The 13,479-nt window shown below is 65.7% G+C and carries 13 protein-coding genes; 9 read left to right on the top strand and 4 right to left on the bottom strand.

Translation table 11 applies throughout. From position 1 onward, the window contains the following. On the top strand, positions 1-164 hold a 164-nt coding region (locus DM995_RS13705), incomplete at its 5' end, for a Sua5 family C-terminal domain-containing protein (RefSeq protein WP_286164963.1). A 105-nt stretch (positions 165-269) separates the two neighbouring features. Here the strand turns inward: DM995_RS13705 and DM995_RS13700 are convergent. Both DM995_RS13700 and lgt read right to left on the bottom strand, forming a co-directional pair. Beyond that, positions 270-1,352: a class I SAM-dependent methyltransferase gene (locus DM995_RS13700; RefSeq protein WP_116969784.1), complete on the bottom strand. Its 1,083-nt coding sequence runs from the start codon at positions 1,350-1,352 to the stop codon at positions 270-272. Positions 1,353-1,356: 4 nt separating this feature from the next. After that, complete coding sequence (gene lgt / locus DM995_RS13695; RefSeq protein WP_023838750.1) at positions 1,357-2,247, bottom strand: prolipoprotein diacylglyceryl transferase; 891 nt, start codon at positions 2,245-2,247, stop codon at positions 1,357-1,359. Positions 2,248-2,314: 67 nt separating this feature from the next. Between lgt and DM995_RS13690 the strand changes: the two genes are divergently transcribed. Beyond that, complete coding sequence (locus tag DM995_RS13690) at positions 2,315-4,033, top strand: class I adenylate-forming enzyme family protein (protein WP_116969782.1); 1,719 nt, start codon at positions 2,315-2,317, stop codon at positions 4,031-4,033. Positions 4,034-4,064: 31 nt separating this feature from the next. After that, on the top strand, positions 4,065-6,806 hold the full coding sequence (locus DM995_RS13685) for a [protein-PII] uridylyltransferase (RefSeq protein ID WP_116969781.1): 2,742 nt from the start codon (positions 4,065-4,067) through the stop codon (positions 6,804-6,806). Here DM995_RS13685 and DM995_RS13680 read toward each other — a convergent pair. Together DM995_RS13680 and DM995_RS13675 are read right to left on the bottom strand one after the other, a co-directional pair. Continuing rightward, positions 6,803-7,072: a hypothetical protein gene (locus DM995_RS13680; RefSeq protein ID WP_023838747.1), complete on the bottom strand. Its 270-nt coding sequence runs from the start codon at positions 7,070-7,072 to the stop codon at positions 6,803-6,805. The two genes, DM995_RS13685 and DM995_RS13680, sit on opposite strands and share 4 nt — an antisense overlap. A gap of 84 nt (positions 7,073-7,156) precedes the next feature. Further along, positions 7,157-8,515: an adenylate/guanylate cyclase domain-containing protein gene (locus tag DM995_RS13675; RefSeq protein WP_116969780.1), complete on the bottom strand. Its 1,359-nt coding sequence runs from the start codon at positions 8,513-8,515 to the stop codon at positions 7,157-7,159. 66 nt (positions 8,516-8,581) lie between these two features. On the opposite strand from DM995_RS13675, the gene DM995_RS13670 reads away from it, so the two are divergent. The 6 genes from DM995_RS13670 (at position 8,582) to DM995_RS13645 (ending at position 13,381) form a co-directional block, all read left to right on the top strand. Continuing rightward, entirely contained in the window at positions 8,582-9,754 is a 1,173-nt protein-coding gene (locus DM995_RS13670; RefSeq protein WP_116969779.1) for an acyl-CoA dehydrogenase family protein, read from the top strand. Positions 9,755-9,914: 160 nt separating this feature from the next. After that, positions 9,915-10,337: a hypothetical protein gene (locus tag DM995_RS13665; RefSeq protein WP_157973212.1), complete on the top strand. Its 423-nt coding sequence runs from the start codon at positions 9,915-9,917 to the stop codon at positions 10,335-10,337. Next, entirely contained in the window at positions 10,310-10,876 is a 567-nt protein-coding gene (locus DM995_RS13660) for a hypothetical protein (protein ID WP_116969777.1), read from the top strand. Before DM995_RS13665 ends, DM995_RS13660 begins: the two co-directional genes overlap by 28 nt. Before the next feature lie 131 nt (positions 10,877-11,007). Beyond that, positions 11,008-12,249, top strand: coding sequence for a hypothetical protein (locus DM995_RS13655; protein ID WP_116969776.1), 1,242 nt, complete (start codon positions 11,008-11,010; stop codon positions 12,247-12,249). A gap of 74 nt (positions 12,250-12,323) precedes the next feature. Next, positions 12,324-12,965 (top strand): glutathione S-transferase family protein, encoded by a 642-nt coding sequence (locus tag DM995_RS13650; protein ID WP_116969775.1) that lies wholly within the window; start codon positions 12,324-12,326, stop codon positions 12,963-12,965. Further along, positions 12,962-13,381: a GFA family protein gene (locus tag DM995_RS13645; RefSeq protein WP_116969774.1), complete on the top strand. Its 420-nt coding sequence runs from the start codon at positions 12,962-12,964 to the stop codon at positions 13,379-13,381. Before DM995_RS13650 ends, DM995_RS13645 begins: the two co-directional genes overlap by 4 nt. The last annotated feature ends 98 nt before the right edge of the window (positions 13,382-13,479 follow it).

The raw sequence follows: 13,479 nt of genomic DNA, 5'->3' as shown, positions 1-13,479 counted from the left end.
ACACGCTGTCGGCCTCTGGCGATCTCGCCGAGGCGGCGGCGAACCTCTATGCCGCGCTGCACCGCGCCGATGCGAGCGACCGCGCGCGGATCGCGGTCGCGCCGGTGCCGATGGGCGGCATGGGCGATGCGATCAACGACCGGCTGAAAAGGGCGGCGGCCTAGGCAAATTGCCATCTTTACCCGTCACCCCCGCAAAGGCGGGGGGTCCGCTTCTGGGGTGCCGTGTTGAAAAGCGGGATTCCCGCCTTCGCGGGAATGACGATAAAGTCAGGATACGCCCGCAAACCCCGCGCCGACCGGCCAGCCGGGGCCGCGATAGGCGAGCACCTTGAACAGCGTGCCCATCTGCTCGGGCGAGACCAGCCGGTCGAGCGCGGTCATAATCTCCTGAGCCCGGCCGGGCTGGCCCTTGGCGAGCATCGCCGCGCGCTGCGCGATGCCCAGCGCCATCAGCCAGTCGCCCTGCCCCACCGGGCCGTGGCAATCGATATCGCCCGCCAGCGCGATCCGCTGGAGCTGCGGAAAATCGACCAGCGCGGTGAGATCGGCGAGCCCCGGATCGGCGAACGGATCGACCTTCTGGTGCGCGCGCACCGCCTGCAGCGTGCTGCCGGTGCGCGGCTCGGCATAGCCATAATCGATGAACAAGGCCGCGCCGCCCTGCGCCTTCAGCCGCGCCGCGATCTCGTACGCCATGCCGGCGGCGGCCGGGCTGCTCTCGAGGATCGTGCCTTCGGGACTGTCGGCGAGCTCCGCCGGGACCGCCGTATCCATCGGCCGCGCGCCCGCGACGGGCAGAAAGCGCTCGCCATTGTGCACCACCACCCGCTCGCGCCAGCCCTTTTCGGTGCGCACGATCTGGCGCACCGGCAGCGCATCGAGAAATTCGTTGGCGACGATCAGCAGCGGCCCCTCGCGCGGGACGCTGTCGAGCCCGTCATGCCAGGTCGCGCCGGGCACGCTCAGTTTCTGCGCCATGCGCAGCGCGCTGCTGCCCTCGATCAGATGCACCTTCGGGCGAAAGTCGAACTGCTCCATCGCGCGCAGCGCGTCCGCCGCCAGCGTCCCCCTGCCGGGGCCGAACTCGACGAAATGGCACAGCGCCGGCTTGCCCGCCTGCTGCCACTGATCGGCCAGCCACAGCCCGATCATCTCGCCGAACATCTGGCTGATCTCGGGCGCGGTGATGAAATCGCCAGTGGTGCCGAGCGGATCGGCGCGGTTGTAATAATGCGCGTTGGCCTCGGCCATATAGTGCGCGACGCTGATCGGCCCGGTCGCGCCGATCAGCCGCCGGAACACCGCCTCGAGCCCCTGCGGCGCTGCCCCCTCGCCTTCGGTCTCGTCCATCGGTTCAGGCGGTGGCGGGCAGCGGCTTGGCCGTGCGTCCGCGCGAGCTGACGATCAGGTAGAGGCCGATCAGGATCATCGGCACGGTGAGCCACTGGCCCATGCTCATCCCCGTCTGCTCGGCAAATTCGATCAGATGCGCATCGGGGTTGCGGAAATATTCGACGATGAAGCGCGCGGCGCCATAGCCCGCGAGGAACACCCCGCCGAGAAAACCGGGACGGTGGCGCACATCGGTCTTCCAGAACAGGATCATCAGCACCAGACCCAGCACCAGCCCTTCGAGCCCCGCCTCGTAGAGCTGGCTGGGATGGCGCGGCAGGCCATCGGGATCGGTCGGGAAGATGATCGCCCAGGGCACGTCGGTGGGGCGGCCCCAGAGCTCTGCATTGACGAAATTCGCCAGCCGCCCGAAAAACAGCCCCAGCGGCACCACGCACGAGACATAATCGCCGACGCGCAGATAGCTCAACTTGTTGCGCCAGGTCAGGAACGCGATGGCCAGCAGCACGCCGATCAGCCCACCATGGAAGGACATTCCGCCCTCCCAGACCTTGAACACCTCGAGCGGGGTCGAATAGAGATCGGGGCGGTAGAAGGTGACATAGCCCAGCCGTCCGCCCAGGATGATGCCGAGCGTGCAATAGAGCATCAGGTCATCGGCGTGCCGCTGCGCCATCGGCGCGCCGGGCGCCTTCAGCATCCGCCCCATGTACCAATAGCCGATCAGGATGCCGAACAGATAGGCCAGGCTGTACCATTTGAGCTGGAACGACCCGATCTGCAGCGCGACCGGCGACAGGCCCAGCTCCTCGAAGCGGATCGCGGACTTGGCGGCGGCAGCGCTCGCGCTGGCGGCAATGTTGGCGGCTAGCGCCGAAATGGGCAGGATCAAGGCTTTTCCCCAAGGGTTTTCCCCTTCATAAGGGCGTATAAGCACAAGCGAAAGAGGAGAGATATTGATGGCGACCGAGCTGGACCAGATGATGGATGAAGCCATCCAGGCGCTGACCGGCGAAGGCGGGATGCTGCCCTTGACGACTTTCGAGAAATACGGCCAGAAACTGCCCATGATCGCGTCGGCCCCGCCCGCGCTGTCGCATTTCTTTGCCTATTTCTGCATGCAGCATGCCGATGCCGAATTCCTGGTCGATGGCGAGACGCGGCTGACTTTCGGACAAAGCTATGCCGCCGCACGCCATGTCGCCGCCGCGCTGATCGCGGGCCATGGCATCAAGAAGGGCGACCGCGTGGGCATTGCCGCGCGCAACTCGGCCAACTGGATCATCGCCTATATGGGCATCCTCATGGCCGGCGGCGTCGCCACGCTGCTCAACGGCTGGTGGCAGGGCCCCGAATTGTGTGCCGGGATCAGCGATGTCGATTGCACGCTGGTGCTCGCCGACGATCGCTGCGCAAAGCGGATCGCCGAATGCGGCGCGATCGGCGATGCGCGGGTCGTCGTCATCAGCCATGACGGTCCGCCCGAAAAGGGGCTGGCGCCGCTGCTCGAAGCCGGCGGCGATGCAGGTACCGAGCTGCCCGAGCTTACCGGCGACGATATCGCGACGATCCTCTTCACCTCGGGCTCCACGGGCCAGTCCAAGGGCGCGTTTTCCGACCATCGCGGCGTGGTGCAGGGCGTGTTCAGCTATGTCGCGCAGACGCTCATGGCGCTCAACATTGTCACGAGGCAGGGCAAGCCGCCCGAGGGCCAGCCCGCGACGCTGCTCAACGTGCCGCTGTTCCACGTCACCGCCGAGGTGCCGGTGCTGCTCCAGAGCTTCGTCATCGGGCGCAAGCTCGTGCTGATGCCCAAATGGGATGCCGAAGAGGCGATGCGGCTGATCGAGAAGGAGAAGATCAGCTATTTCGTCGGCGTGCCGCTGATGAGCTACGAGATCGCGCAGCACCCCAATCGCGACAAGTACGACCTTACCAGCTGCGTCACCTTTGCCGCCGGCGGCGCGCCGCGTCCGGTCGAGCATGTCAAGCGGATCAAGGAGACGATGGACTGGGCCTTCCCGATCCTGGGCTATGGCCTCACCGAGACCAACGGCGTGGGCTGCGGCAATTTCAACGAGAACTACATGGCCAAGCCCGACAGCACCGGCCAGGCCTCGCGCCCGCTGGTGGACCTGGCGATCCTCGACGATACCGGCCACCCGCTGCCCCAGGGCCAGGTCGGCGAGGTCGCGATCCGCTCTATCGCCAATTTCCTCGGTTACTGGAACAACGAGGCGGCGACCCGCGCGGCGATCATGCCCGACGGCTATTTCCGCACCGGGGATCTCGGCTATCTCGACGCCGACGGCTATCTGTTCATCGTCGACCGCAAGAAGGACATCATCATCCGCGGCGGCGAGAATATCAGCTGTGTCGAGGTGGAATCGGCGATCTACGCGCATCCCGACATTGCCGAGGCGAGCGTGTTCGGCATTCCCGACGAGCGCTTCGGCGAGATTGTCGGTGCGGTCTATGTCGTGCGCGAAGGCGCCAGCCTGACCGACGAGCAGCTCACCGAATTCCTCTCGGGCCAGCTTGCCGCGTTCAAGGTGCCGGCGCGGCTGTGGCAGAGCGCCGAGGCGCTGCCGCGTCTGGGCACCGCGAAGATCGACAAGGTCAGCTTGCGCAGATCCTATCAGGCCGCCGCCAAGGCCGAAGCGGGAGCCGCCACCTGACCTTAACCCCCAGCCTGTATCGCTGCTTGCCATGAACCCCGTTGCCAACCAGCGCGCGATCATCGATCGCCGTGCGCTCGATGCGCGCATCGCCGAGTTCGCCGCCGAACTGGGCGAGCGCGCGCGCATGCCCGTGGTCACCATATTGCGCGAGGCGCTGGCGGCGGGGCGCGCGGAGATCGCGGCGCGGCTGCACGCCAATCCGGCGGCGGGGCATGATTGCGCGGCGGCGCAGTCGTTCCTGATCGACCAGATCGTGCGGCTGATCCACGATTATGTCGTGCGCTTCCAGTATCCGGTCGCCAATCACAGCACGGGCGAGCATTTCTGCATCGCGGCGGTGGGCGGCTATGGCCGCGGCGAGATGGCGCCGCACAGCGATGTCGACATCGCCTTCCTCACCCCGCTGCGCAAGAACAGCTGGACCGAGCAGGCGATCGAGGCGATGCTCTACATGATGTGGGATCTCGGCCTGAAGGTCGGGCATTCCAGCCGCTCGATCGACGAGATGGTCCGCCAGGCGCGCGGCGACCTCACCATCCGCACCGCGCTGCTCGAAGGGCGGTATGTCTGGGGCGACCAGGACATCTATCGCGAGGCTTCGGCGCGCTTCTGGAAGGATGTCGTCACCGGCACCGCGCGCGATTTCGTGTCGCAGAAGCTCGAGGAACGCGACGCGCGGCACAAGCGCATGGGCGACAGCCGCTATGTCGTCGAGCCCAATGTCAAGGACGGCAAGGGCGGCCTGCGCGACCTGCACACGCTCTACTGGATCGGCAAGTACATCCACCAGGTGCGCTCGGCCGCCGAGCTGGTCGATGCGGGCCTGCTGACCATGACCGAATATCGCGGCTTCCGCCGCTCGGCCAATTTCCTCTGGGCGGTGCGCTGCCATCTGCACGACATTACCGGGCGCGCCGAGGACCGGCTGACCTTCGACCTGCAGCGCGAGGTCGCCACGCGGATGCGCTTTGCCGACCGGCCGGGCAAGTCGGCGGTCGAGCGGTTCATGCAATATTTCTTCCTCAACGCCAAACGCGTCGGCGACCTGACCGGCGTGTTCCTGGCGCAGCTCGACGACCAGTTCGCCGCGCGCGACCGGCGTTTCATCCCCTCGATCCTGCGGCGGCGTCCGCGCAAGCTCTCGGGCTTCATCCTCGATCGCGGGCGGCTGGCCTTGCCCCGGCCCGATTTCTTCCGCGAGGACCCGGTGCGGCTGATCGAGATCTTTCATCTGGCCGACAAGCACAAGGTGGAAATCCACCCCAGCGCGATGCGCCAGGCGAGCCTCGATGCGCATCTGATCGACCGCAATGTCCGCGCCGACCCGCGCGCCAATGCGCTGTTCATGGACGTGCTGTGCAGCCCGCGCGACCCCGAGCTGGTGCTGCGCTGGATGAACGAGGCGACCGTGTTCGGCCGTTTCGTGCCCGATTTCGGCCGCGTCGTGGCGCAGATGCAGTTCGACATGTACCATCATTATACGGTGGACGAACATTCGATCCGCGCGATCGGGCTGCTCGCCAGGATCGAATCGGGCGAGCTCAAGGACGATCACCCGCTTGCCTATGAGGTGATGCAGAAGCTGATCAGCCGCCGGGTGCTGTTCGTCGCCACGCTGCTGCACGACATTGCCAAGGGGCGGCGCGGCGACCACAGCGTGCTCGGCGCCGAGGTCGCGATGAAACTTTGCCCGCGGCTCGGCATGACCGAGGCCGAGACCGAGCAGGTCGCATGGCTGGTGCGCTATCACCTGCTGATGTCGGCGACCGCGTTCAAGCGCGACCTGACCGATTACAAGACCATCGCCGATTTCGCCGCCATGGTGCAGAGCCCCGAACGGCTCAAACTGCTGCTGGTGCTCACCGTGGTCGATATCCGCGCGGTGGGGCCGGGCATCTGGAACAGCTGGAAGCGCCAGTTGCTCGGCACCCTGTTCGAATCGACCGAGGAGGTCCTGCGGCTGGGCCACAAGCAGCACGGGCGCCGCGAGCGCGTGATCGCCAAGCAGGAGGCTGCGCGCGCGGCGCTGGGAATCGACGAGGGGCGGTTCGTCCAGCTCGCGCGCAAGCTCGACGATGCCTATTGGATCGCGGAACCCGAGGACATCATCGCGCAGAACCTGAAGCTGATCGACGCGCACGACAGCGAGCCGCTGACCGTCGCGGCGGAATTCTATCCCGCGCGCGGCGCGACCCTGGTGACGGTGAGCGCGGCCGACCATCCCGGGCTGTTCTATCGCATCGCGGGCGGCATTCACTTGGCCGGCGGCAACATCATCGACGCGCGCATTCACACGCGGCGCGACGGCATGGCGCTCGACAATTTCCTGGTGCAGGACCCACTGGGCCGCCCATTCATGGAGGAAAGCCAGATCGCGCGGCTCAAGACCGCGATCGCCGATGCGCTGGCCAACCGGGTCGCGCTGACCCCCAGGCTGATCGCGCGCCCGACCGCCCGACCCCGCGCCGAGGCGTTCAGCATCGCGCCCAATGTGCTGGTCGACAACAAGGCGTCGAACCGCTTCACCGTGATCGAGGTGAACGCGCTCGACCGGCCGGCGCTGCTCAACCGCCTCGCCTTCGCATTGTTCGACCTCAAGTGCATCGTGCATTCGGCGCATGTCGCGACCTATGGCGAGCGCGCGGTCGATACCTTCTATGTCACCGATCTGCTGGGCGACAAGATCGACAGCAAGTCGCGGCTGAAGACACTGGAAAAGCGGCTGCTCGCGGCCGCTTCGCCCGACAGCGAACAGGCGGTCGCGGCCTAGATCTTGCCAGTCAGGATCGCCCAGCCGGCCAGACCGTTCATGCCGGTATAGACGATATAGGCGGGCAGCGCGATCGTGTAGCCCAGCGCCGCGAAGCTGAGCGCCGACAGCAGGATCAGATATTCGAGCAGGTAGCTGCCATAGCCGCGCATGAAGCCCTGGAACAGCGCGCGCATCTGCACCGCCATGGGGTGCGCCGATTCCATCGTCGCGCGGTGAAGCGCAAAGTTGATGATGCCGCACAGCACGATGAGAATGGTTGCCATGGCGTTAAACTAACGCCATTCGTCGGCTAACTGGAAGCCCCGAAATACGGCTGGACGATTTCGGGACGCCTGGCCGCGATGGGGTTAAATCGCGAGCCGGATGATCTCCGCGCCCGGCTGCTCCTTGGCGAGCCGGAAGACCGGCACTTCGCCGACGCCCTTGAGCGTGATCTTCTCGGGCAATTCGAACTGGCGATCGCCGCGCCCGCGCAGCCAAGTGGTTTCGGACACCGCAATGCCATCGGGGTGCGCGGTGCCTTCGATGCGGCTGGCGATGTTCATCGTTTCGCCCCAATAGTCATAGGCCATGCGCGTCTCGCCGATCACGCCGCCGACCACCGGGCCGGTATGGATGCCGCAGCGGATGTGCAGATCGATGCCGGTCGCGGCGCGCAGGGCGGGGAGGCCCGCGATCACCGCCTCGCCGAAGCGGATCGCGGCATCGGCGCTGTTGTGCGCGGGGCTGTTGCCACCGCTGATCGCGAGATACGCATCGCCGATGGTCTTGACCTTCTCCACCCCGGTTTCCGCCGCGCACTTGTCCGCGAGCAGGAAGAAGGCGTTGAGCAGATCGACCAGATGCCCCGGCGAGATCCGCCGCGACAGGTCGGAAAAGCCGCAAATGTCGATGAACACCACCGAGACGTCGGGATAGGCATCGGCGACGACCTGCCCGGCTTTCAATCGCTCGGCCACCGCAGGCGGCAGGACGTTGAACAGCAATTGCTCGGTCTTGGCCTTTTCCGCCGAAAGCGCATCGGAGAGGAGGAAGCTCTGGCGGTGCGCCTGGCCGACCGACCAGTTGAGCAGCACCATCACCGCCGCGCTGGTGGCATAGGCGAGCAGCGCGTAGATCGCGGGGACCAGATCGGTCGCGGTCAGCGCGACGACGGTGAAATAGACCGCGGCATGCGAGGCTAGCCACGCGGCAAACCAGCGCGTCTGCCCGGCAAAGGCGATCGCGGCAAAGGCCATGACGATCAGGCCGTTGATGGCGATCGAGGCATGCAGTTGGACATGCTCGCGCTGCATCTCCTCATAGAGCAGCGCATTTTCCGCCATGATCAGGAACGCGACACCGAGCAGGCACGAAAAGTCGATGATCGGTTTGGTCGCATAGCCGCGCCAGAAGGTCGCCCCGGCAAAGCCCGCCAGGATGGCGAGCGTCGGCAGCAGCAGCACCGAGAACCTGACTTCTTCGGCGCGGGAGAAATAGAGCGGGTTGACCAGCGCATAGCCGATCAGCATCGCGGCGAGAAAGCCCGCGAACAGCCGCATGTGCACCACGCGGGCCTGGCGCTCGCCGGTGACGAAGCGCGCCTCGAGCGCTGGATCGAGGAAGCGCCCGCTGCTCGAGCGCGCTATATCGAGCGAGTTGTCATCCTGCTGCATCGTCGGTCCCTCTGCCCTGGCGGCCCGGCCATGGATGCTGGAGATTAACATCGAGGAATTGACAAAGCGGTAACGCCCCCGGAATTGTCGCTTGCATAAGAACAGCCGGAGGGTGGCTTGACCGATTTCGACAGCTGGCGCGCACGCTCGCCCTTTTACGACGACAGCCACGAGGCGCTGGCGCAATCGGTCCGCCGCTTCGTCGCGCGCGAGATCGCGCCGTTCATCGATCAATGGGAGGCCGAGGGCGAATTGCCGCGCGACCTGCACCGCAAGGCGGCTGAGGCGGGCATATTGGGCCTGCGCTATCCCGAGGAATATGGCGGACACTCGGAAGGCTTCGACATCTTCCATGGCCTCACCCAGACCGAGGAACTGGCGGCGGTGGGCGCGGGCGGGCTTTCGGCCTCGCTGATGACGCACGGCATCGGCCTTCCGCCGGTGCTGGCGCTGGGCAGCGATGACCTCAAGCAGCGCGTCGCGCCGCCGGTGCTGGCGGGCGAGAAGATCATCGCGCTCGGCATAACCGAGCCCTCGGGCGGGTCGGACGTCGCGGGCCTCAGGACCCGGGCCGAGCGCGTGGGCGACCATTATGTCGTCAACGGCTCCAAGATGTTCATCACTTCGGGCATGCGCGCCGACTGGCTGACCTGCGCGGTGCGCACCGGCGGATCGGGCGCGGGGGGCATCTCGCTGCTGCTGATCGAGATGGATGCGCCCGGCGTGACCCGCACCCGGCTCGACAAGATGGGCTGGCGCTGTTCGGACACCGCCGCGATCTATTTCGCGGACGTGAAGGTACCGGCGGATAACCTGATCGGGCCGGAAAATGGCGGCTTCATCGGCATCATGCGCAATTTCAACAGCGAACGGCTCGGCATGGCGATGGGCTGCTGCGCCTATGCGCGGGTGTGCCTGAAGGAAGCGGTGGAATGGGCGCAGAGCCGCGAGACCTTCGGCAAGGCCTTGGTCAAGCACCAGTCGATCCGCATCAAGCTCGCCGACATGGCGCGGCGCATCAACGCCACCCAGGCCTGGGTCGACCAGTGCGCTTGGGGCTTGGAGCATGGCCGCGACCAGCCGGCGGATTTCGCGATGCTCAAGGTGCAGGCGACGCAGATGCTCGAGCATGTCGCGCGCGAGGCCGCGCAGATCCTGGGCGGGGCAAGCTATATCACCGGATCGAAGGTGGAGCGCATCTATCGCGAGGTCCGCGTCAACGCGATCGGCGGCGGATCGGAGGAAATCATGCTCGATCTGGCCGGTCGGCAGCTGTTCGGGGGGAAATGAACGAGAATGGAGGCGGTTGAGCCGCCTTCACTCGATAATGGTCCGGCAAAAGCTGGCGAACGCTACCCCATCTGCGCCCTTATGCACCCCTGTCCGGGGAGGCTGCGCCATGACTGCATCATGCGACGAGAGTTTCATTGCCAGCACCTATTACGAGTCGATGCGCGACAATTTCGAAGGCTATGCCTGGGAGATCGATCCGGCCAATCCCGATTCCAGTGCTATCAGCCGGGACAAGGCCGCGCAGCTTCAACGCCTCAAGGATGAGTTCGAAAAACTCGATCCCGAACAAGGAAACAGGCCAAAGCTGGGGCAGTTGTTCAAGATCGAACTGGCGCTGGTCTGGCTGATTCCGGACGTGGCGCTGCAGGCGCGATTCTGGACGATCGAGGACCGTTTCCAGCGGGTCGTCCCCAAATCCGTGGTCCAGTCCTACAGGAACACGCTGGCCGCCCAACCGCCCGGGCCGGTCCCTAATGCGGTATTGCGACAGCGTGCGCGCAATCTGCTCGACCGATCATCCAGCGCCTGCAGAAGGCGACCTCACGCGATGCGATGGTCGATGACGGGATATTCGAGCTGATCGGTTTGCGGATTGGCTGGGTTAGCGTGTTGCTGTCCGTGGCCATCGGCGGGGTGTTCGCACTGTTCATCTATGTGCTGATCGCGGCAGACATACTCGATCAGGTCCTCCCCAAGATGAGTGAAGGAGGTTCGTCAGGCACGGGGGCATCATCGCCTCCCAACGGGTCTCATGGCCTCGGGGTGGACAGCTTCTGGGCCGACGCCATGTATCGCGCGCTGGGTCTTCGCGATCAAAGCGACCTGTTTAAGCTGTTCGTCTTTGCCTTTGCGTCGGGCTTTGCGGAGCGCTTCGTGCCGGACATCATCAACAAGCTGACAAAGGATGTCCTGCCTGGACCGCAATCTCCCAATGGTTCGCCGGGAGGCAGCAACACCGCGGGCAGCGGGGTGAGACTGAATTTCGATTGGGATTCGGCCACCGCGCCAGACGAAGGCGCGACCATGGCCAAGGATGCTGCAGGGAATGATACGTTGCCGAATCTCGACGAACCCGACGCACCATCGGAGGACAGCGCGCCGGATACTCCTGCCCGATAATCGGTTGCCCGGCCCAGGGGCGGTACTTTCCGGCATATGACCCAGCGCACTGCGACGGAGACTCCCGCATCCTAAAGGACAATGCTATCAGGCGAATCGCCTGCATGTCCTTGTTTTACCGGGAGTCCATCATGCCCTTGCCCGTGCGTCGTTCCGCCGTTCTCAGCCTGTCCGCCGCCGCGATCGCGATACTGGTCGCCAGCCCCGTCAGCAGCCAGCAGGCAGCCGGCCCCATCGCCCGCTACGACATGGATGTCGGCACCGTCACGGGCCTCGCCGCAATGGGCAGCGGCATGGGCGCAGGGCTTTCGATGATGTTCGGCGGCGGCGGCAACAAGCAGGCACACGAGCTGATCCTGCGGCTGGGTTCGTCCAGCGCTCCAGCAGGCGGCGCGCCCAAGGCCGATCATTTCATGCCCGCCGTCGCCAAGCTCGGTGCATCGGTTCCGCTGGTCAGCCCCAAGCCGGGCACCCGCACCGATGTGCCCGAGCAATTGCCCAAGGATTTCCAGCGCCCCAAGGGCCGGTTGCTGATCTATTGGGGCTGCGGCGCCAAGGCCGGGCCCGGCCAGCCGGTGGTGATCGATTTCGCCAAGCTGACCGCGGGCCAGGTTCCGCCCGATCTGTTCGCGGGCGCGATGCCGATCGACCGCAGCGTCACCGCCGGCAACAGCCGCACCTATGGCGAATGGCCCAATGCCGAAACGCGCAAGCTGCTGAGCGGCGACAGCTCGCTGCTCGGCGATCATCGCATCGCGGGCAATTATTCGCCCGAGATCAAGTTCGCGCTGGCGCAGGATTTCATGCCCGCAATCACCGGAAAGTCGTCGCCGCTGGCGGGCGGCGCGACACAGATCAGCTGGAACAGCGTCGCCAACGCCACGGGCTATTATGCCTGGGTGATGACCGCCAAGGCGAACAGCAAGGGCGAGTTCCAGGACATGGTCTGGTGGTCGTCCTCGGCCTCGCGCCAGTTCGGCGGGGCGCTGTGGGACTGGATCGCGCCTGCGCAGGTGGCGAAGCTGATCCAGCAGCAGGTCGTCATGCCGCCGACACAGACGAGCTGCACCGTGCCCGCCGAGGTCACCGCAGCGGGCGGCGAATTCGCGCTCGGCAACCTCTATGCCTATGGCCCGGAAGCGAATTTCGCCTATCCGCCGCGCCCCGCCAATGCGAAGACGCCGTGGAAGCCCGAATGGACTGCACGCGTGCGCTATCGGTCCAACTCGATGTGGCTGCTCAACGGACCCGATATTGACGCGATGATGCGCGGCGGTGATACGAGCGAGGCCGAACCGCCCAAGAAGAAGAAAAAGTGCAAGGGCGGTCTTGGCGGCCTGCTCGGCGCGGTGGTGACCGGCGAGGGCTGCTGACCCGACTTGGCGCGCGCCCATGTTCCTGCTATGTTCCAGCTGCGGCTTCGAGTCGGAACAAAGGGGATGATGCGATGAGCGAGTTGATATTCTACACCAACCCCATGTCACGCGGGCAGATCGTCCGCTGGATGCTGGAAGAGGTGGGCGCGGATTACGAGCAGCGTGTGGTGCAATACGGGCCCGAGATGAAGGGGCCGGATTACCGGGCGGTCAACCCGATGGGCAAGGTTCCTGCGATCGTGCACAACGGCAAGGTCGTCACCGAATGCGCCGCGATCTGTGCCTATCTGGCCGAGGCCTTCCCGCAAGCCGGGCTGGCCCCGACGGCCGAGGAGCGTGCGGATTATTATCGCTGGATGTTCTTCGGCGCCGGGCCGCTCGAACAGGCGATCATCAACCATGCGATGAAATGGGAGAGCCCCGAGGACAAGCAGGCGATGCTCGGCTATGGCAGCTACGAGCTTGCCGTCGAGACTCTCGCCGGGTGGCTGGCAGATCGCGATTATGTCTGCGGCGACCGGTTTACCGCGGCGGATGTCTATGTCGGCGCGCAGGTCGATTGGGGCCAGGCTTTCGGGACCCTGCCCGCCAACCCGGTTTTCGCCGCCTATGCCGAACGGCTGCGCGCGCGGCCTGCCTATCAGCGCGGCAAGGCGATCGACAACGATCTGATCGCCAAGGCCAAGGCCGAAGCCGAAGGAGCCGGCGCATGACCCGTCAGGAAGGCGGATGCCATTGCGGCGCGGTGCGCTACGCGGTCGATGCCCCGGGCGAGCAGGACGAACCTGCGCGCACGGCCTTGTGCCACTGCACCGATTGCCGCCGCTGCGCCGGGGCTCCGGCGGTCGGCTGGACCGCGGTAGCGAGCACGACCTTTCATCTGCTGACGGGCACGCCCTCGGTCTATCACTCGTCCGAGCATGCCGAGCGCAGCTTCTGCCCGGTCTGCGGGACGGGGCTGTTCTATGTCAACGAGGCGGTGCTGCCCGGGCTGGTCGACATCCAGACCGCGACCTTCGACGATCCCGACGCCTTTCCGGCGATGGCGCATATCCAGACGGCCGACCGCATCGGCTGGATGAAAAACGCGCACGAACTGCCCGAGTTCGAGCGCTTTCCCGAAGGGTGACGAAATCCTCCCCCAGCTCGCTGGGGGAGGGGGACCGCCCGCATAGCGGGTGGTGGAGGGGCAGAATATGCGCGCCTGGGTGGAACCGGACGGCCGTT

The organism is Blastomonas sp. UPD001 (assembly GCF_003426715.1).
Taxonomy (GTDB): domain Bacteria; phylum Pseudomonadota; class Alphaproteobacteria; order Sphingomonadales; family Sphingomonadaceae; genus Blastomonas.
This window is presented reverse-complemented; position numbering and strand designations above follow the sequence as displayed.